The following is a 19355-nucleotide window of genomic DNA, read 5'->3' on the forward strand; positions in this document are numbered from 1 at the left end:
GTCTGCCCGTCGGGAGAAATAAGCTCCAGATGCCTGCCTTAAAACATCACTGCGTACTTGTACGGTCCCAGGGTTTTACTGAACCTGCACCCCCATGGAGCTGACCAGTTGAACTGCCTGCTCCACGGACAGGCAAGCTCCTTGGAAAGAGTTATTCAAGTCGTACAAGGTAATGCTGCCCAACTCCACACTGCGCAGGTCCGCCCCTTTGAAGTTCACCCCTCGCAAGCTGGCACCCCTCAAGCTGCCGCCGTCAAATACGGCATCCTGAAAATTGCAGCCGCCCAAGTCCGCATCGGAGAAATCCAGTTGCACCAGATTTTGCTTGCGGAAATTAATGGCGCGCAAGGTGGCACCGACCAACTTGCACTCACGCAGGCTCAGGTCCAAACCACGGGTTTCGTTGAAGATTGCCCCGCTCAACTTGGAATCCTCGATCTGCAAGGAAGCAATGTGAGTGCGTACCCACTTGCTCAAGTGCAGATCACAAGCACTAAAACGCGCCGAACTGAGATCTGCCAAGCTGAAATCTGCTTGACCCAATTTGCAACGCTGCCAGATCGTGTCTTGCAAATGTGCCCGTATCAATCGGGTATTCAAAAAGCTGCAGCCCGAAAACTGCGAACCATCCAGCTCCAGACCCGACAGATCCTCATCATCAAAACTGCAGTTCTCGAAACTCAAAGACTCATGCGAGGCGGCCAAAAGATTAACTAACTCATCTCTTGTGATCTGGACATTACTGACGAGCATGCGACTTTCCCTTCCAAAAAACTGAGCCAGCTTTATTGAGCTGGCTCTTTCATGATCTGTTTCATCTAATCCGGTACTGATCTGAGCAAGGCCTAACGACCATTGGGCAGACCCAAATGCGACAAGCGCCAGGCAATGATCAAACCCAAAACGGCAAAACTAACCGTCGCGACCCAAGCCCACTGCCATCCACCCAACGCATGTACAACCGACGCCACAACAGGGGGGCCCACAAACTGGCCTAGTGAAGAACATTGCTGTACCCAGCCCACCGAGGTCGAGGTGGTCTCCGGCGAAGGTGCTGCCGTGACCGACAGGAAGAACAAGGTAGCTGGAATCAAGCCGCCCACAATCGAAAACAGCAGGATAGCGACAAATTGAACCACCAAGCTTTGTGTCAGCCCAAACGCAAGGACCGCACATGCGATCATGCCCAAGTAGCCTGCCTGCAGCAGCCTATGAGGTGGGATACCGGCATGCAAACAGCGCCCTGCCCCCAGATTACCTACGACATTCCCAGCAGCAATCAAGGCTGTCAGCAAACCGGCAGTGCCGACTGCTATCTGCGCCTGATTGTAAATAGTGGGCATGAAGCCCACGACTGCCGCCCATTGTGCCGCGTACACACCAAAGGCCAAAGCCAGCAACCAAACCCGGCCGGAGCGTAAAGTCGTGCGTAGCAGACTGGACCAACGGTGAGCAGAGGTATGCTGCGCCGCACTCCTGGTTTGAGTCTGAGAATCCGGTGGCACCAGAAGGAAGGTCAAAATCATGAAGATGGCCGTCAAGATACCCAGAACCACCCACAAGGTACGCCAGGAGCCGACTGCCAACCAGGCAGCACCAGCCCACAGCATCAAGACCGCCCCGGCGGGCATATAACAGCCCCATAAACCCATGACTCGGCTCAACCGTGCCGTATCGGTAATGCGTTTGATCAAGGCCGGAATGGGCAGCACCACCATCAGAAAGCCACAGCCTTCTATCATGCGGCCCAGCAACACCAGCGTGCTATGTTCAAACAAGGAGCCGATTAACGAGGCCAGACTCAAAATACCCAGCCCCGTCAAAATGCAGCGACGCAGACCAATTTTCTCGGAGATCAGGCCTATGCATAGCCCCAGCAACATCCCGGCCATTTGCACACTGGCCAGCAGAAAACCTGACTGCACCAGGTCCATGCCCAGTTCGCGCTGCATAAAAGGCAAAGCCGGGGGTACTTTCCACACATGCAGTGCGGCGCACACCCCGGTCAAGACAAGAAAGACAGCAATAAAAAAGGGGCTGGCCGATTGTTTGCCCCCAGGCCTGGTGACCGTATTCAAATGAAGTGATCAGCCTTGGCTGCCCTCTTGAGCAGAGGTGTCACCATCTTGAGGAACAGGAGTTTGCCGCCCTTCCAAAGCTTGCAAACGTGTTTCCAGAGCCGCCACACGAGCCAGTGCGCGTTCCAGCATCAGCTTGTAGGTATCAAACTCTTCACGAGTAACCAGGTCCATACGGTTGAAGGCCTGACCCATAAAGGCTTTTACATTGCGCTCAATATCGGCAGCCGGACTTTTGGCGATCAGCTCCGAGACGTTTTTTTGCAGATCTTCCAGCCATTCGCTACGATTAATCATGGTCCTCTCCTGAAAATATTGACACTACCAGCAGTATAGAAAAAGCGGGTGCCAAAGGCACCCGCTTTTTGCATCTGGCCAGACAATCAGCCGAATTATTCAAGCCTTAAGGTTTGGCTTGTTCCGAAGGCACGGAAGATGGCGAGGAATCAACACCATTACCCAGCTTGTCCTGGATGGCTTTGTCAGCCTTGGCAGCGCCGTCTTTAATGGCATCGCCCGTACGGCTGGCAGCATCGGCTACTGCATCCTTGGCTTCACCAGCTTTTTCAGCGACTTTATCGCCAGCAGCCTTGGCATCTTCCTTCAAGGAGTTGGTATTTTCCTTGGCGTTTTCTTTCTGTTCCTCTGCTTCTTTTTTGACGTCGTCAGCAACTTTAGCGGCGTCCTGCTTCAGTTCTTCCGTTTTTTGCTCCAAGGACTTGTCAGCCTCGGGTGCGGGTGTAGTGGCAGGTGCTGTCGATTGTGGAGCAGCGACAGGAGCAGGTGGCGCGCTCGTAGCGGCTTTGTCGTCCTCTTTGGAACACGCAGCCAAAAGAGTCATCGAAGCAGCAGCGGCCATGACAGCAAAATGAGCACGAGTCAGTTTCATAAGATTTCCTTCCTACTATTCCAAGGTCGCTAGATAGAATGGGCCGATGCCTGGTGCGACTTCCGGCTCGGCCTTGGGTCTGTTACAACTCCCCTAAAAGCCATTCTATCGGTGCTGAGCACGCAGACCAATCTATTAGTGTAAATCCTGATTTCAATTATTCTGACGATATAGCTCAAGCTTCATGACAAACCCTTTAACAACAAGCACCTAGCGAGCGACCAGGCTCCGATACGCTGTTACAAATGGAATCCCTCATAGGACTACAGCCGGGCTTTGTTACATATCTGCCAACTAAATTGGCCTGTTTTCAATTACTTAGGCGGCTAAGGTGGCCAGATCGATGCGCTCGGCACGGTTCAAGGCACTGGCCACTTTCACGCGCAAGGCATTGGAATGCGATAGACGCACTTCTTTTTTCACATCCAGCAGTTGCTGCGGATGCATGGAGAATTCTTTCAGGCCCAGCCCCAGCAACATGCGAGTCACCGACGCATCCCCCGCCATTTCCCCACAGACCGCCACCGGTTTGCCAGCACGATCAGCCGCATTGATCGTATGTGCAATCAAACGCAAGACGGCTGGGTGCATGGGGTCGTACAGGCTGGCAACCTCGGCATCGCCCCGGTCTACAGCCAGAACATATTGAATCAAGTCATTGGTGCCGATGGACAGAAAATCCAGTTCCTGTACAAAGGGCTCAATGGCGATGGCTATGGCGGGCACTTCCACCATGGCTCCCAATAAATAATTGCGTGCGAATGGGGTACCGGATTTTTCCAGTTCCCGAGCTGCCGACTCAATAGCCTGACGACTGGCATGCACCTCGTTCATGGAGGAAATCATGGGGATCAAAATACGGATTTGTCCATGCAAGCTGGCACGCAACAAGGCGCGTAGCTGGGTGGCAAACATCTCGGGCTTGTCCAGACAGTAGCGAATTGCACGCAAGCCCAAGGCCGGGTTAGTCGCTACCGTAGCATCTCCATCCAGGGTTTTATCGGCCCCAATATCCAGTGTACGGATAGTGACGACCTTGCCCTTCATGGCTTTTACCACCCGGGAGTACGCTTCGTACTGTTCCTGCTCGGAAGGCAAATCCGTGCGTCCCATGAACAAAAACTCGCTGCGGAACAAACCAATGCCATCGGCGCCAGCTTTCAAAGCCAGCTCGGCCTCCTCGGGAAGCTCGATATTGGCTTCCAGGCGGACGTTAATCCCATCCAGCGTCATCGCTGGCGCATCCAGCAACTCTTCCAGTTCGGCCCGTTCGCGACGATAGGCTTCCTGACGCTCCCGGTATTCGGCCAGCACTTGCTCGGACGGGTTTACAATTACCGCACCCGAGAAGCCGTCCACAATCAGAAAGTCGCCATCGCGTATCAGACTGCGGAAGCTGCCCAAACCCACCACAGCAGGAACACTCAAGCTGCGAGCCACAATCGCTGTATGCGAGGTGGGCCCACCCAAATCCGTCAGAAAACCGGCGAAATGACCACCGCGCAAGCGCAGCATATCTGCCGGGGAAATATCGCGTGCTACCACAATCAGCGGCTCTTCCTGAGCGGCTGAAAAACCAGGCAGCAAAGCAGGCTTGCCTGCCAGAACGCGTAGTACGCGCTCGATGACCTGGCGCACATCAGCACCACGCTCGCGCAGGTATTCGTCTTCCATTTGGGAGAACTGCTCAACCAGCATCTGACCTTGCGAGGTCAGAGCCCATTCTGCGTTGTAGTGACGCTCGGCAATGATGGCGCAGGTTTGCTGCGTCAGCATGGGATCGTCCAGGAGCAGACTGTGCACCGTCAAGATAGGAGCAAGCTCGCGTGGCGCATCCACAGGCAACTGATCAACCATGGCTCGAAGTTCATCGCGAGTGCTAGCCATGGCGCTTAACAAGCGCTGGCTTTCAGAATCGACATCTTCGGCGGCAATCCGGTAATGAGGGACTTCCAGTGCTGCTGCGCTCATTACCACGGCCTTGGCAATGGCGTACCCCTTACCGACTGCTTGGCCTTGAGCGGTAAACATCGCGGACAAATCAGACGCCGGGGTTCGAGCTGCAGCACTATTCATGACCAGATTTCTTCCTTATTCGTTTTCACCAAACTTGGCGTCAAACAACGCCTGAATATCATTGAGCGCCTGATCGGCATCGTCACCCTGGGCGTCGACAACCACGGTGACCCCCATTCCGGCGGCCAGCATCATGACACCCATAATACTTTTTGCATTCACGCGCTGAGAGCCACGCGCGATAAAAATCTCACTGCTATAACGGCCGGCCAACTGGGTAAGCTTGGCTGCTGCCCGTGCATGAAGACCTAATTTATTACTGATCGTGATGGATACGCTAGGCATAAGGGCAACTGGAAAAATGAAAGTGAAAATTCAAATTAGCAATGGCAGTCGGCGTGAACAATGCCACGCAATGCGCCTGCCATGACATCCTGAGCGAACTGCTCGGGATTGTCACGTCGCTCGGTCAAGGCTTTCAACACCATGCACATATTGGTGCCGGTCAATAAATAAGCGCCCTGCCCTTGATCTTGCAAAGCTTGCTGGACTCGACGTGCCACATTAAAGGGGGTGGCACCGTAAAGATCACACAGTATCAGTGTGGCGGGCGAGTCCGGCGCTTGCGTTTGCATCTGCCCCAGCAAGCGGTCCACCGCCGTATCCGTGCATTCGTCGGCCTGAATGTCAAAGACAAACAGATCGGGCTTCTCGCCCAGGACGTGCTCGGCACAGCTGGCAAACGCGCTGGCCAGGGGCTCGTGCATGATCAAGGCAAGGCGAATCACGCGCGTCCCGTCGCTTTTTCGACGGCCTCGGCAAAACGCTGCGCAACATCAAAGCCGGTCTGTTCAGTAATTTCAACGAAACAGGTTGGGCTGGTCACATTGATTTCCGTGACGTAGTCACCAATCACATCCAAACCAATCAGCAACAAGCCACGTGCGGCCAGCACAGGGCCCAGCGTACGGGCAATGTGCCAGTCGTGTTCGGACAATGGCTGGGCAACCCCGCGGCCACCTGCGGCCAGATTGCCGCGTGTCTCGCCCGCCAAGGGAATGCGAGCCAGGGCGTAAGGTACAGGTTCGCCGTCAATGATCAGGATGCGCTTGTCACCCTTGACGATTTCAGGGATGTAGCGCTGCGCCATAATGGTTTGCGTACCATTGGCTGTCAGCGTTTCCAGAATCGCACCCAGGTTGGGTTCGGGATCTTGCAGACGGAAAATACCCATGCCGCCCATGCCATCCAGCGGCTTGACGATCACATCCTTGTGTTCCTGGTGAAAGGCGCGCAAGCGGGCCATGTCACGGGTGACCAAGGTGGGTGGGGTAAATTCCGGAAATTCGGTAATAGCGAGTTTTTCAGGGTGATTGCGAATGGCCGCGCCTGAATTGAATACCTTGGCCCCCTGCTCCTGCGCAAAGCTGAGCAAGTGCGTGGAATAGGAGTATTCCATATCGAAAGGCGGGTCTTTACGCATGATGACTGCATCAAAGACATTCAATTCCTGCTCGGTGGCAGGCTCGGGATGTGTCCACCACGAAGGCGCACGCAAATCGGCATCTGCAGCAATACTGACAGCCTGACTGCGCGTACGAACCCGACTTTGGGAAATGTACAAATCAGACTGCAAGGTCACGCTGACGCGATGACCACGCGCCAGAAATGCACGCATCATGGCAACGGAGGAATCCTTGTAAGCCGACAGGCTGGGCAAGGGATCAATGATGAATAAAACGTGCATATGACACCTAGAGAAAAACGCCTTTGCAGCCGGGCTGCAAAGGCGATTGTGCCCGACCCGCTACTTGGGAGCGAGTCGAGCGACGCATAATGCTCCTGGGCGGATCCAGGCAGTATCGTGCAAGAGTATCAGGACGCTTTCTTGCGAGGCGCCAAGACCATGACCATTTGACGGCCTTCCAGCTTGGGCATGGCTTCAACCTGACAGATTTCGCTGACTTCGTCGCGAATCCGTTCCAGTACGCGCATACCCAGTTCCTGGTGAGCCATTTCACGACCACGGAAACGCAAGGTCACTTTGACCTTATCGCCATCATCAATAAAACGCTTCACATTACGCAGCTTGACCTGGTAGTCGCCTTCGTCCGTACCGGGACGGAATTTGACTTCCTTGATCTGAATGATTTTTTGCTTGGCCTTGGCTTCTTGTTGGCGTTTCTGTTCCTGATAGCGGAATTTGCCGTAATCCATCAAACGGCACACCGGTGGTACAGCCGCAGGAGCGATTTCCACCAGATCCACATCATGCTGTTCTGCCATTGCCAAGGCGTCAGGCACCTTGACGATACCTAGCTGCTCACCCTCGACTCCAATGAGTCGCACCTCTGGAATACGAATTTCACCATTGATGCGATGTTTTTTCTCGGTTGCGATGTCGAAAACTCCTAAAAATGTCGATAAAAACGATAGCGTTCCTGTTTTACTGACGGCTATCGATCTCTTGCTTCAATCGTGCTGAAAAATCGGCTATTGGCATGACGCCCAAGTCCACGCCACCACGCGCACGCACGGCGACTGCGCCGTTTTCACGCTCTTTTTCACCCACGACCAGAATATAGGGCACTTTTTGCATACTGTGCTCACGGATTTTACGAGTGATTTTTTCACCACGCAAATCAGAGGAGGCACGGAATCCCATTTTCTTCAGGTTTTGCGCCACGGATTGAGCATAATCGGCTGAACTTTCGGAAATGCAGCATACCACCACATGCTCAGGAGCCAACCAGGCAGGCAAGGCACCGGCGTGGTTTTCAATCAGCATGCCGATAAAGCGCTCGAAGGAACCCAAAATAGCACGATGCAACATGACAGGCACACGACGCTGATCCTGAGCATCCACATACTCGGCGCCCAAACGGGCTGGCATGGAGAAGTCCACCTGGATGGTGCCACACTGCCAATGACGACCAATGGCGTCTTTCAGCGTGTACTCAATCTTCGGACCGTAGAAAGCGCCCTCGCCTTCCGAGATCTCGAACTCGCAGCCGGTACGGCGCAAGCTTTCGATCAGGGCTTGTTCAGCCTTGTCCCAAACCGCATCGTCACCGATACGCTTTTCTGGGCGAGTAGCCACTTTGTACAGAATTTCGGTAAAGCCAAAGTCCGCGTAGACGGCTTGCAACTGAGCGGTAAAGGCAGCGCACTCGTCTTGCAGTTGGTCTTCGGTACAGAAAATGTGGCCGTCGTCTTGGGTAAAGCCGCGTACGCGCATCATGCCGTGCAAGGCACCCGAGGGTTCGTTGCGATGGCACTGACCGAACTCGCCGTAGCGGATAGGCAGTTCACGGTAGGAATGCAGACCGGAATTGAAGATTTGCACGTGACCGGGGCAGTTCATGGGCTTCAAGCCGTAAACACGATTCTCCGACTCAGTCGTGAACATGTTTTCAGCGTAGTTGTCCCAGTGGCCAGTTTTCTTCCACAGCGACAAATCCAGAATCTGCGGTGCTTTCACTTCCTGGTAGCCATTGTCCTGATAGACACGGCGAATGTATTGTTCGACCTGTTGCCAGATCACCCAACCTTTGGGGTGCCAGAAAATCAGGCCAGGGGCCTCTTCCTGGAAGTGGAACAGATCCAGCTCACGGCCCAGTTTACGGTGGTCGCGGCGCTCGGCCTCTTCCAGCATGGTCAGATAAGCTTGTTGATCTTCCTTGGTCGCCCAGGCAGTCCCGTAAATGCGTTGCAGCATTTCGTTATTGCTGTCGCCACGCCAGTAAGCCCCGGCTACTTTCATCAGCTTGAATACTTTCAGCTTGCCAGTAGATGGCACATGAGGGCCACGGCACAAGTCAATGAAATCGCCTTCGCGGTACAGACTGATCGGCTCGTTGGACGGAATGGAGGCAATGATCTCTGCCTTGTAGTCCTCGCCAATGCTCTTGAAGAACTCGACGGCATCGTCGCGCAACCACTCTTCGCGGGTAACCACTTCGTCTTTCTTGGCCAGTTCCGCCATTTTCTTTTCAATGGCTTCCAGATCCTCGGGCGTAAAGGCACGCTTGTAGGAAAAGTCGTAATAAAAGCCGTTGTCAATCACCGGGCCGATGGTAACTTGGGCATCCGGAAACAAGCTCTTGACCGCGTAAGCCAGCAAGTGAGCGGTGGAGTGACGAATCAAATCCAGACCGTCAGCGTCTTTGGCGGTGATGATGGCCAAATTGCTGTCCTGGTCGATCACATACGAGGTGTCCACCAGACGCGACTCGGTGCCGGGCGTGCCGACACGGCCAGCCAGGGCGGCGCGGCCCAAGCCAGTACCAATCGAGTTCGCCACTTCGCTGACGGAAACCGGGCCCTGAAACTCTCGCTGGGAGCCATCGGGCAGTGTGATTCGGACCATAACACTTCCTGAAATAAAAAACGCGGCCTTGAAAAAGCCGCGCTTTTGAATTGAACGTTCTTGGAAAGCAAACGAAACGCTACGCGGCCACGGCTAGATTTGCCGACGGGTAGTTCGCGTTGAGTTCATAAGATTCTGCTTCCCAAATAACACATTTGATTGGATAAGTTTATCACCTTCGCCCGCTATCGCGGCGTTGTATCGCCACAAAAACCACATTTGGCAAAGAATTCAGTCCATCCGGGGATACCAGCTACGGTAAAAGGCCCATTCTTCGGATTCCGAACCATCTTTCATCAAGCAGGTTCCGTAGGCACCACGCCCACTTTCATGAACAATGGTTTGCCCGCCCATGCGCTGACAAAAAGTGGAAGCCAGATTGGCCTGCCCGACTGGTTTGGTGGCCGTTTGGGTGGAGCTGGCGCATGCCGACAACATCAAAGAACCTGCACAGGCAGAAACTAAGCGGAAAAACATGATTTCCTTCTCCTTGACCTGATGTTTGCTGATGCCTGACAAATCATTCGAGATGAAGACTGTCCAGGCCGCGTCTGCTGTTAGCGCAGGGTTAAAACCCTCAAGCGCTGGTCGCGAAACAGATCGTGGAAGTAGCTTACTACACTTGTTTGATATGAAAAGTGCGCGAAGGCAAGCGTGCAGCAAAAGCAACACGTCAGGTAAAAGAAGCTGCTGAAATCAAGCGTAAATATCGGTGCTTTATTGCAAAGCACGACAAGGCTGGGTGTAGATCAAGAGCGATGCAGCCAAAAAGACAACAAAATAAAGCCCAAAATACCGCAGCCAGCCAGCATTAATACCATAGGTACATAATCGATCAGATTCGAGGCATTAATCATGGCGTACATCCCAAAGTCCCAACTAAAACAAGCTTGAGAGTATGGTAACGGGCCACCTTCAGAACATGAAGTCAACGATTGTCAAGATCCGACACAGAGACAACACAAAGACTAGTATTAGGCTACACAAGCTTACTTTTGCGGCAAAAATCCTTGCAAAAGTGCATAACATGCAACAAAAGGTCAGGAAAAGACGTTTTGTGCCTGCTCCCTATCCATTGAGCATTGTAAAAATGGCGTAAACCACAGGAACAGCCAAGGGGGTAATCATTAATAAAGCCGTATCTCGCTTCCACGTCTTGGGACGGGTATAACAGAGTGTGACTCCCAGCAGGACTGTCACCAGCAGATACAAGCCAATAATAATGATAGTGGCTGCCATATCCTCTCCCCTTTGTGATTTGTTTTGCTGTGCTTTTGGTATTTACAAAGTCAGGGCTTGCGCTGCGTCTTGTCCGAACATGGGCGGAAAGGTATTGGCCGCCCACTGTCCTAATCGTGCCGCCGCTGCCTGGCTGGCCAGCTTCAAGGCTTCTGTCGGTTCCAAACCCCGTTTCCAGGCCAGGGCAAAGCTGGATAGAAAGGCATCCCCTGCCCCCACCGTTGAGCACACCGCCACCTTGCACGCAGGCTCCACATACTGCTGACCATTAAAAGCCAACACCGCCCCCTGCACACCCAAGGTGATCAACAAGGCTTGTTGAGGGTGATGCTGCAGACGCGCAGCCAGCTCGCACGCTTCCTGAATCGATAATTCCAGCTGAATATCGGCGTCCTGAACGCCTGCCAGCATTTGGGCCTCCACCGCATTCAAACCCAGCACATCTGCGCGTGCGTAGACCTGCTTGAATCCCTGGCCTTGATGCTGCAAACACGCCACACTGGGATTTACCACCAGGCAGGCCGAGGTCTCCCTTCTTTCCGCCAAGGCCTGCGCCACGCTTTCCATAGGCTGCAAGGCCAAGGGAGCCACATAAATCAGGTCTGCTTGCAAGTCTTGAGCCTGGACACGCAGGCAGGCATTTGCCCCACGTCGTGCCAGCACCGAAGCACTGCCGGACGGCTCGACCAGGACGATGGCTTTACCGGTGGGCTGATCAGGACAGATCTGCATACTGCTGACGTCCACTCCCAACTGCTCGATATGTGAACGCAAACGCTCACCCAAGCCGTCTCGACCCAGCGCCCCCAGTAGCCGAACCGACTCGCCTTGCTCCATGAAGCTGGCTGTCGCATTAAGCGCCCCACCACCTGGATACAAGTCGATCGAGCCCACTTCCTGCTTGTCGCCACGCGCCAGCTCGGCTGGCATGCCTGAGACCACAATATCAACGGTAATACTGCCAATCGCTACAAGCTGCACCCTGAACCTCGGCCATGAAAAAAGAGAGCATGAATCTGCTTGGAGCAGTATACCCACGGGCGCAAGCCGATAGTCTATGGTGGAAAATCAGAGCTGGGCCAGTCGTGCAAAGTCGAACAAGCGCACACATCTTTGCAGCCTGTTTGGGGGCGCAGAAGAAGCCGACTAATAGTTGATGCAACAGACATCACAAAAATCTGGCTCAAGATAAAAAGACATGCTAAATTACTGTTCATCCATACAGCAAAAAGAAGCATCATGTCCTATACCATCACTTTGCACGACGCTCCTTCCGATATCACCGAACGCGGCCGCCGCGAGGCTGAGGAGCGTTTTCGCCGCAGCTTAGAAAAAGTCATGCAAGGCCCGGAGGCCGTGGTCCAGGCCTATCGAGCGTGGCAACTGGCCGAAGAAACGGCAGAGACGGAATTGTCCGGGGAAGACATTGCCCTGGCCAAAAAATGGATTGCCGCCGCCACGCGCGCCATGAGTGATGGCTTTCGTGATCTGGGCGAGTCCGAAGCCTACTTTGAGGTCCGTATCGAACGCTAATATAAAAGCCAGCAAATAGCTGGCTTTTATGATCTGGCATCAGGACTTTGCCGAAGGGTGGTCACGGCGCATCAGCTCCCACTCCTCGATCACCGTGCCATCCGGCAAGGTGCACATGCCCACTTGCCCTGCTGGTGTGTTGACGATATCCAAACGCCCGCCCTTTTCCACGCAATAAGCCGAGGCCGGATTGGCAATACCCACGGGTGGCTGTGTCGAGGCTTGATTGGCGCAAGCAGACAAGACGCCGACCAGTCCCAGGACTCCCCATTTCTTCATCGTGTTCTCCGGATAAACTCTGTACTGCAGTGTACTGTGCAAGGACTAGTTTTCAGGTTGATTTTTTGGTGCTGTCAAAGGATTGGAAATATTTTCCCAGTGCTGGCAGTGAACTGAACGGTGTTCACCGTGTGGAATGAGCTTGCAATCCATGCCGACCTTGGCTTTGCCATCCACAAAAGGAAAGGCAAAATCGTAACGGGCCGGAATCCAGATTTTCAATGATTGATCGTGAAAGCCCATTTTCCCTTTGGCGACGAAACGAGCCAGACCCTCTTCAAAATAATCAGGGCCGTTGTCGTAAATAAAGGGACGCAGAACTGCTTCGCCCCTTTCATTCACATAAACCCAGCCTTGTTCATCCTGTATCAGGCTTTGCCCTTGAGCGACGGGGACAAATACAGGCAGTAGCGCCAACATCAAAGCGAACAGGGTTGAAACAACCCGACGCCCGGATCCCAGTCCAGCAGCTTGCAACCCTGCAATTACCGTTGCTGTTGCTGTTGCTGTTGCTGTTGCTGTTGCTGTTGCTGTTGCTGTTGCTGTTGCTGTTGCCGCACCAGTATCCATGTACGAACCCATGCCATTGCTCATATCGCGTACAGTTTCCACCTTGGCCACCACACTAATACGATTACTGGCACCAAGCCCAGTCCCAGTCCCAGTCCCAGTCCCAGTCTTACAGCTTGCGCGCTTCAAACGAAATAATTCCGTCCGTGTCCTGCGGTGTCTTGCCGTACTGATACCCGCCGGAGATAACAATCTCGCCAAAACCCACTTGCTCCAGCGCCATGCGCAGTTCCTGAACACCCCACCAACGCAGCGAGAACTGTTCCAGCTGGGTTTCCAGCAAGACACCATGCTCCCACAACTCGTAGCGATGCATTTCACGGCTTACCTGAGCGCAATAGTCCTTGTCCAAGGCGGTAGCATTGAGAGTAATAAGCCCATGCGGAGCGGCCGACCAAGTCCGCATGCCTGGATGCACACTCAAAATCGCCGCCACCGGGTCCAGATCCAGCAACAGTCGCCCACCTGACTTCAGGCTGGCATGAAAACGGCTTAGCGTGGCCATGCCTTGCTCAAACGAATCCAGAAGCTGAAAAGAACCAGCTGGCACCACAATCGCCTCCAAAGGACGATGTGCCGTAAAGTCCGTAAAGCCCGCCAATTGAAGCTTCGTATTCAAAGACCGCAGTTCCAATTCACGGTGGCAATAATCCAGCATTTCCTGCGACAGATCGAAGCCGCTGATATCCAGCCCCGCCTGCAACAAGGGAATCAGAATGCGCCCTGTGCCTACTGCGGGTTCCAGAATGGGTCCGCTTGTGCCTTGCAAGCGCTCCAGGTAGTACTCCACATCCCCGAAAGAGCGTCCTACCGGCTTGTCCAGGTGATATACCAAAGAAGCCAGCTTGCCGTAGCGATTGTTCATCATTGTTCTACATCCTGCTATTTGTCTTACTCAACAGCCTGAACACGCATTTCGGCGCCTTCCACCGCCAAGACCACAACCGCAGCGCCCTGCTCCAGGTTTTGGGTCGCTGTGGCACTGTAATAACTATCGTTGAGCCGAATACGTCCACGGCCGTTCACAAAGCTTTCGCTGACCTGCGCGCGAGCCCCCACATAGGCGCTCAAGCCGGTATTCAAAATATCAGGCTGATTGGCCCGGCTGCGTCGTTGCCAACGTACACCAACGACCACCCACCCCAACATGGCCACGGCCAGAATCAGCCATTGCAACCAGGAGGGAGCATCCGGCCAGGCGGCGGCAAACAAGCCCACCGTCAAAGCCCCCAAACCCAGCCACAGCAGATAGACGCCAGAGATGACGACCTCGGCAGCGATCAGCACGACGCCAGACACCAGCCAGTACCAAAAGGAATCAAAAATGAATGACAAGATCAGCACCTCCAGCTATCCGCTTAGCCTTGTCCCAACTTGCTGCCGGTGGTCTTGAGCAGCTCAGTCACACCTGCCACCGCACCGGTAATGCCGCTGGCCTCCAAAGGCATCAGCACCAGCTTGCTATTGGGGCCCGTGCCCACCTCACGCAAGGCTTCCACATACTTCAGGCCCACAAAGTATTGCAGGGCTTGTACATCACCGCTCTTAATGGCTTCGGACACTTCGCGGGTTGCACGGGCTTCAGCCTCGGCTTCACGCTCACGCGCTTCGGCACGCAAGATAGCGGATTGCTTTTCACCCTCCGCACGCAACACAGCCGCTTGCTTCTCCCCTTCGGCTTGCAGCACTTCGGCTTCTTTCTGGCCGCTGGCCTTGGTCACGGCAGCACGACGATGACGCTCAGCCGTCATCTGCAGATTCATGGCTTCCTGCAACTCGGGAGCCATATTCAAATCACGGATTTCCACACGGGTAACTTTCACCCCCCAAGGTGTCGTCGCTGCATCCACCGCTGCCAGCAGGCGATCGTTAATCACTTCGCGATTGGACAGCATGTGATCCAGTTCCATCGAACCCAGGACCGAACGCAGGTTGGTGGTGGTCAGGTTCACAATCGCCATTTCCAGGTGATCAATCTCATAGGCAGCCTGGGCAGCATTGTCGATGCGATAAAACACGACACCGTCAGCCGTCACGGCCACGTTGTCGCGGGAAATCACATTTTGCGAGGGAACATCCAGCACGGATTCCATCATTTTGAGCTTGCGGCCCACGCGGTCCATAAAAGGGACCAGCAAGGACAAGCCGGGCGTCAGGGTGCGGGTGTAGCGACCAAAGCGCTCGACCGTCCATTGCTGGCCCTGAGGCACAACTTTGACCCCAGCCATCACCACGACCACAGCCAAGAACGCCAACATCACCACAAAAGTAAAGGAGCCACTCATGTCGTCACCATCTCCAAGAACACAACTAAAAAAGCGATTCTAGCCCAGCCTTAATGACAGATCTGCTAAAGCGGATGTTTGACCGCCCCATAGCCTATCCATGTCCCATTTGACCGGGCAGGAGCTAAAGAGAAATGCGGACAAGCTAGACGAAAGGGACGCAGCCAGAGAAAACCGTTGCGCCTTTAAGGACAGATAGAACCCGAAAAAACGAGCGGCTGACTCAATTCAAAATATCGTACAAACGGAAAATCCACAGCCCTTTATAGACTATCGTCAGCACCACCAAGGCCGCCTGATAGCGCTTGCTGGGCACCACCATAGCGATCAGGCCCATGACAATGAACACGGCTTGCTGCAAGGGGTATTCCATACCCAGCGACAAGAAATACTCTTTTCCTTTAATGGCTGTATCGACCAGGTCCATAAGCTGAATCAGCACGAAAAAGCCGTAAAGCGAGCGCCGCCGGGTCTGGAAATAATCCTCGAAACCGCGGTATTCCTCCATATTGGACGGAAACAGCAAGGACGCCATGATGGCAAACACACAGGTATACAAAATCAGGAAAAAATACAGCTGAAAGGACCAGACCTGCACTTTCACCAGACTGAACTCATACCACCAAAAATGGATAATCGTCAGGAACAGATACAGCACCCACCCCAAGTGAATGGGATAGACACGCTTGGCTTTGGGGTGTTGGATGAATTCAGAGACGCCTACGATCAGTCTGGAAATGCTGATACCCAGCACCATGCCAATGATGATGCGTACGTGGACAAAATGCTCTGGATGGATCAACTCTGGCGGCACGCGCTGTCCTTGCAAAGTGGCTAATCCTGGCACACCTTAACAGAGTCATTGCAGGGCTCCAAGCGCGTAATTTCCCGCTAAGAGCCCTGATATTTGCGTGATTATCTTGCGTCCCTTCGTCAAAATCCATCTACTCTTTTGCCAAAGAGAGCGGTCAAGCCTTAATAACGCGGCGCAGGCGCGTATTGCCCATTGCCTTTGTCAGCAGGAAAAGGATTGGGCGACGGCACGGCAGCTTGAGCCGGAGTCACCGGGCGCACTTCGTAAAGCACCGTACCGATCACACCGATATTGCGTTTGTCACCCGCCAGAGTGTTCGCCGCGTAAGCCCGGTCCTTGCCCGAGAAACGGAAAGCGGCCACTTCATCAGCACTTTTACGAAAGCCCTCGATACGCAAGACGGCCCCGGCCTGCAAGAGATAGCCGTTATAGCTGCGGCTGCCCGGCTTGCCCGACAAGACATCCAGACCATCTACCGTGGTGATGATTTCATAAGGCGTAGCGCTGCGATTGGTATAGACCAGGACGTAACGTTCCCCTGCTTTACCCGCCAGCTGATAGTTTTTCTGCCCGATGCTGCTGAAAATTGTCAAAGGTGCGTCGCGCCCATCATGCACAGACAATTCCACCTTGCCTTGATCCAGCAAAATGCTGCGCTGGGCATCCAGATTTTGGCCCAAAGCCTGGCGAATACTGCGTTCATCGGAATAGGCTAATTGCAGCTCATCACGCAGAGGCTCGACGCGCTGAGCCTGAACCGAATAGGCCCGTGACTCACGCCCTTCTCCCCATTGCGTACCCAAAGTCGAGGCCGTTTGTGGGGCTGCCGCTGAGACCGCCTCACGCTGTGCCGATTGTTGAGGCACACTGCTGCAAGCTGATAGCAACAAGGCAGCGGCCAGCACGCTCCACCGTCCACGGTGCCGTGCGAATAATGTTGATTGAGACAGACTCATGCGCTTCCCCTTTTTGTCAGTACAAGTGCCATGACAAGCCCCTGTTGAGCGCGAGTATTCCTGATCTCTCTGCGTTTGTGACGTCAGCAAATTTCTAAATTGAAATTGCCTGTATCAGGAAAAATCAGTAAGGCAACAAACCAAGCCTCACAAAGAGGCCTACTATAAACGTCATTCCTCCTCACGAGCCGCAAGCATGGATATTCAGAACCTACCCTTTTGCACCGTTAACTGGTCCGACATTACTCCTACAGAACACAAAGGCGAAACAGGCATGGCCCTGTGGCGCACCCAGCAATTTGGCCCCATTCGCGTACGCATGGTGGAATACAGCCCCGGTTATCTAGCCGACCACTGGTGTGTAAAAGGCCATATGTTGCTGTGTCTGGAAGGCCGGCTGGACACCGAACTGGAAGACGGACGCCGCTTCACCCTGGAGCCGGGACAGTCTTACCATGTGGCTGACAATGCCGAGCCGCACCGTTCCTCCACCCAGACGGGCGCCAAACTCTACATCGTGGATTAAAGCCTGTTACGTAAAAACACCCTTTAGATGGTCGGAACTGGCTATCTAAAGGGTAAACAATCCCTCTGTGCTGACGTTCATTTTTGTCGTCTACGCCGCATAATTTGCCCCTCCCGCCTTTTATACCAGCGACAGCCTTGCTCCCCGTGACGGTGGCCCTCGCCATGCTGCTTCCTGCATTTGCGTAAGATCGCCAGGCAGGCTGCCGGTTGCCCCGATCTGCCTCTGCCTCTGCCTCTGCCTCTGCCTCTGCCTCCAACAGGCTAGTTCAGCCTGCAGAAATAATCCTTATTTGATTTGCGCATCGACTTTTCAGCCAAGCATAAATACACTACCAAAACGTTTTGGTTGAGCATAAAATCAAAACCAAATCGTTTTACTCATAAATTCGATAAAAACCTAAAGGACTGCAGCAGGCTCTTTAGCACCTGACAATGCAGCACAGGAGACACTGATGAAAGACACCCCCACTGCGCAAGTGGATGAGCTGTATTCCCCTCAGCGCATGATTGCCTTCGGGCTGCAACACGTACTGGTCATGGCCGCCTCCCCTATCGCCGCCGTGTTCTTAATGAGCAAGGCCCTGGGCTTTGATGCTGCCCTGACCACTCAGCTGCTGAGCGCCACCTTTCTGGTCTGTGGCATAGGCACCTTGATCCAATCCTTCGGCCCAGCCGGTATAGGCGCCAAACTACCTTTTGTGATGCTGCCCGGTGGTGCGCCCATCATCCTGTTCATTCTGATCGCGCAACAAACCGATCTGCCCACCGCCTCCGGGGCGGTGATTCTGTCCGCCCTGCTGTACTTTCTGATCGTCCCCATCTTCAAACGCTTTTTGCGTTACTTCCCTTCGCTGGTCATCGGCATCATGCTCTTGCTGGTTGCCATCAACCTGGCGCAGATATCCGGCAAATTAATTGCCGGCACACCCGGCTCGGCCAATTTCGGTAACACCGACAATTTGCTGCTGGCCCTGATCACCATTGCATCTACGGTGCTGTTTGCCCGTTTGCTCAAAGGCATGTGCCGCCAGTTGGCTATCTTGCTGGGCTTGATTGTGGGTGCCTTGTCCGCTGCCTTGATGGGCGACATCAGCTTGAGCGGCGTGGGCAGTGGCCCACTGCTGGCCCTGCCATCGCCTTTCCCCTTTGGCCCGCCCAACTTTGATCTGATTGCCGCTTTGCCGCTGCTGCTGTTCACCTTGATTTCCATGGTGGAAGCCACTGGCCAGACCATTGCCTTGAATGAGGTCCTGGGCAAGGAAAACGAGGCCGAACAACAGGCACAAGTGCCCAATACGATCCGTGGCGACGGGCTGGCTTCTTTGCTGGGTGGTATTTTCGGGACCTCGCTGATCATTACCAGTGGTGAAAACATCGGCATCATTCGCGCGACCCAAGTGCGCTCCCGCTATGTCACGGCCGTCGGTGGACTGTTCCTGATTCTGTTTGGCGTGTTCTCGCCGCTCTCCGCGCTGATCAGCGTCATTCCTGCCTCTGTCATTGGCGCAACTGGGCTGGTGGTCTTTGCCATCGTCGGCACCATGGGCATAGACATGTTGCGCAAGGTAGACCTGCGCGGCCATGCCGCCATGTATGTGGTTGCCACGGCTCTGGCGGTCGGTTTGCTGCCCATCGTCGTTCCCGGCATTTACGACCAACTTCCCTCCCAAGTGCGATTGCTCTTGTCCAACGGCGTTGCTATGGGTGCGCTGACGGCGGCTGTTTTGAACTACCTGTTCATTCACCTCGGCCAGCGCTCGCCCAAAACCGCCCCCCTTCTACATTCTTGATGAGCTGTG

The 19355-nt window shown here is 54.2% G+C and carries 24 protein-coding genes; 4 read left to right on the forward strand and 20 right to left on the reverse strand.

What is annotated here, in order from left to right; all coding sequences use genetic code 11:
* Positions 1 to 75: 75 nt before the first annotated feature.
* The 11 genes from OSH04_RS11680 to OSH04_RS11730 all read right to left on the reverse strand — a co-directional run bounded on the left by OSH04_RS11680 (position 76) and on the right by OSH04_RS11730 (position 9829).
* Entirely contained in the window at positions 76 to 753 is a 678-nt protein-coding gene (locus OSH04_RS11680; protein ID WP_060185791.1) for a pentapeptide repeat-containing protein, read from the reverse strand.
* Positions 754 to 845: 92 nt separating this feature from the next.
* Positions 846 to 2000 carry an MFS transporter gene (locus OSH04_RS11685; RefSeq protein WP_266108686.1) on the reverse strand — a complete coding sequence of 385 codons (1155 nt, stop codon included), beginning with the start codon at positions 1998 to 2000 and terminating at the stop codon, positions 846 to 848.
* Positions 2001 to 2087: 87 nt separating this feature from the next.
* Entirely contained in the window at positions 2088 to 2375 is a 288-nt protein-coding gene (locus OSH04_RS11690) for an accessory factor UbiK family protein (RefSeq protein ID WP_009454398.1), read from the reverse strand.
* Between the two features lie 106 nt (positions 2376 to 2481).
* The gene (locus tag OSH04_RS11695) at positions 2482 to 2967 is read right to left on the reverse strand and encodes a hypothetical protein (protein ID WP_115633590.1); all 486 of its coding nucleotides are present in this window, start codon (positions 2965 to 2967) and stop codon (positions 2482 to 2484) included.
* Between the two features lie 318 nt (positions 2968 to 3285).
* On the reverse strand, positions 3286 to 4998 hold the full coding sequence (ptsP, locus tag OSH04_RS11700) for a phosphoenolpyruvate--protein phosphotransferase (protein ID WP_170978612.1): 1713 nt from the start codon (positions 4996 to 4998) through the stop codon (positions 3286 to 3288).
* A 60-nt stretch (positions 4999 to 5058) separates the two neighbouring features.
* Positions 5059 to 5328, reverse strand: a complete 270-nt coding sequence (locus OSH04_RS11705) for an HPr family phosphocarrier protein (protein WP_003800381.1) — start codon at positions 5326 to 5328, stop codon at positions 5059 to 5061.
* A gap of 35 nt (positions 5329 to 5363) precedes the next feature.
* Complete coding sequence (locus tag OSH04_RS11710) at positions 5364 to 5771, reverse strand: PTS sugar transporter subunit IIA (protein WP_266108519.1); 408 nt, start codon at positions 5769 to 5771, stop codon at positions 5364 to 5366.
* Positions 5768 to 6730 (reverse strand): glutathione synthase, encoded by a 963-nt coding sequence (gshB, locus tag OSH04_RS11715; RefSeq protein ID WP_060185793.1) that lies wholly within the window; start codon positions 6728 to 6730, stop codon positions 5768 to 5770. The genes OSH04_RS11710 and gshB overlap by 4 nt, the downstream gene beginning before the upstream one ends.
* A 128-nt stretch (positions 6731 to 6858) precedes the next feature.
* A complete protein-coding gene (gene infC / locus OSH04_RS11720; RefSeq protein ID WP_080584954.1) occupies positions 6859 to 7383 on the reverse strand; it encodes a translation initiation factor IF-3 in 525 nt (174 codons plus the stop codon).
* Between the two features lie 46 nt (positions 7384 to 7429).
* Positions 7430 to 9352 carry a threonine--tRNA ligase gene (gene thrS, locus OSH04_RS11725; RefSeq protein WP_009454405.1) on the reverse strand — a complete coding sequence of 641 codons (1923 nt, stop codon included), beginning with the start codon at positions 9350 to 9352 and terminating at the stop codon, positions 7430 to 7432.
* A 231-nt stretch (positions 9353 to 9583) separates the two neighbouring features.
* Positions 9584 to 9829, reverse strand: coding sequence for a putative hemolysin (locus OSH04_RS11730; protein WP_026482683.1), 246 nt, complete (start codon positions 9827 to 9829; stop codon positions 9584 to 9586).
* A 161-nt stretch (positions 9830 to 9990) separates the two neighbouring features.
* Between OSH04_RS11730 and OSH04_RS11735 the strand changes: the two genes are divergently transcribed.
* Entirely contained in the window at positions 9991 to 10167 is a 177-nt protein-coding gene (locus tag OSH04_RS11735; RefSeq protein WP_266108520.1) for a hypothetical protein, read from the forward strand.
* Positions 10168 to 10420: 253 nt separating this feature from the next.
* Here the strand turns inward: OSH04_RS11735 and OSH04_RS11740 are convergent, their stop codons facing one another.
* Complete coding sequence (locus OSH04_RS11740; RefSeq protein ID WP_021446650.1) at positions 10421 to 10591, reverse strand: hypothetical protein; 171 nt, start codon at positions 10589 to 10591, stop codon at positions 10421 to 10423.
* A 42-nt stretch (positions 10592 to 10633) separates the two neighbouring features.
* Entirely contained in the window at positions 10634 to 11572 is a 939-nt protein-coding gene (locus OSH04_RS11745) for a carbohydrate kinase family protein (RefSeq protein WP_266108521.1), read from the reverse strand.
* Between the two features lie 258 nt (positions 11573 to 11830).
* Between OSH04_RS11745 and OSH04_RS11750 the strand changes: the two genes are divergently transcribed.
* Positions 11831 to 12124: a hypothetical protein gene (locus tag OSH04_RS11750; RefSeq protein WP_003800394.1), complete on the forward strand. Its 294-nt coding sequence runs from the start codon at positions 11831 to 11833 to the stop codon at positions 12122 to 12124.
* Between the two features lie 39 nt (positions 12125 to 12163).
* Here OSH04_RS11750 and OSH04_RS11755 read toward each other — a convergent pair whose 3' ends face one another.
* From OSH04_RS11755 to OSH04_RS11785, 7 genes are all read right to left on the reverse strand, one after another.
* Positions 12164 to 12403 carry a putative hemolysin gene (locus OSH04_RS11755; RefSeq protein WP_266108522.1) on the reverse strand — a complete coding sequence of 80 codons (240 nt, stop codon included), beginning with the start codon at positions 12401 to 12403 and terminating at the stop codon, positions 12164 to 12166.
* Positions 12404 to 12448: 45 nt separating this feature from the next.
* Positions 12449 to 13015 carry a WG repeat-containing protein gene (locus OSH04_RS11760; protein ID WP_266108523.1) on the reverse strand — a complete coding sequence of 189 codons (567 nt, stop codon included), beginning with the start codon at positions 13013 to 13015 and terminating at the stop codon, positions 12449 to 12451.
* 67 nt (positions 13016 to 13082) lie between these two features.
* Entirely contained in the window at positions 13083 to 13841 is a 759-nt protein-coding gene (locus OSH04_RS11765) for a class I SAM-dependent methyltransferase (RefSeq protein WP_266108524.1), read from the reverse strand.
* A 23-nt stretch (positions 13842 to 13864) separates the two neighbouring features.
* Positions 13865 to 14317 carry an NfeD family protein gene (locus tag OSH04_RS11770; protein WP_026482689.1) on the reverse strand — a complete coding sequence of 151 codons (453 nt, stop codon included), beginning with the start codon at positions 14315 to 14317 and terminating at the stop codon, positions 13865 to 13867.
* 14 nt (positions 14318 to 14331) lie between these two features.
* Positions 14332 to 15258: an SPFH domain-containing protein gene (locus tag OSH04_RS11775; RefSeq protein ID WP_035267708.1), complete on the reverse strand. Its 927-nt coding sequence runs from the start codon at positions 15256 to 15258 to the stop codon at positions 14332 to 14334.
* 223 nt (positions 15259 to 15481) lie between these two features.
* A complete protein-coding gene (locus tag OSH04_RS11780; RefSeq protein ID WP_052159134.1) occupies positions 15482 to 16087 on the reverse strand; it encodes a hypothetical protein in 606 nt (201 codons plus the stop codon).
* A gap of 146 nt (positions 16088 to 16233) precedes the next feature.
* Entirely contained in the window at positions 16234 to 17028 is a 795-nt protein-coding gene (locus OSH04_RS11785; RefSeq protein WP_254003126.1) for a hypothetical protein, read from the reverse strand.
* A 196-nt stretch (positions 17029 to 17224) separates the two neighbouring features.
* Between OSH04_RS11785 and OSH04_RS11790 the strand changes: the two genes are divergently transcribed.
* Positions 17225 to 17554, forward strand: a complete 330-nt coding sequence (locus tag OSH04_RS11790) for a DHCW motif cupin fold protein (protein WP_026482692.1) — start codon at positions 17225 to 17227, stop codon at positions 17552 to 17554.
* Between the two features lie 454 nt (positions 17555 to 18008).
* The gene (locus OSH04_RS11795; protein ID WP_266108526.1) at positions 18009 to 19346 is read left to right on the forward strand and encodes a uracil-xanthine permease family protein; all 1338 of its coding nucleotides are present in this window, start codon (positions 18009 to 18011) and stop codon (positions 19344 to 19346) included.
* Positions 19347 to 19355: the final 9 nt, after the last annotated feature.

Origin of the sequence: Alcaligenes nematophilus (assembly GCF_026344155.1) — a bacterium.
In the GTDB taxonomy this organism is placed as follows: Bacteria; Pseudomonadota; Gammaproteobacteria; order Burkholderiales; family Burkholderiaceae_B; genus Alcaligenes; species Alcaligenes phenolicus.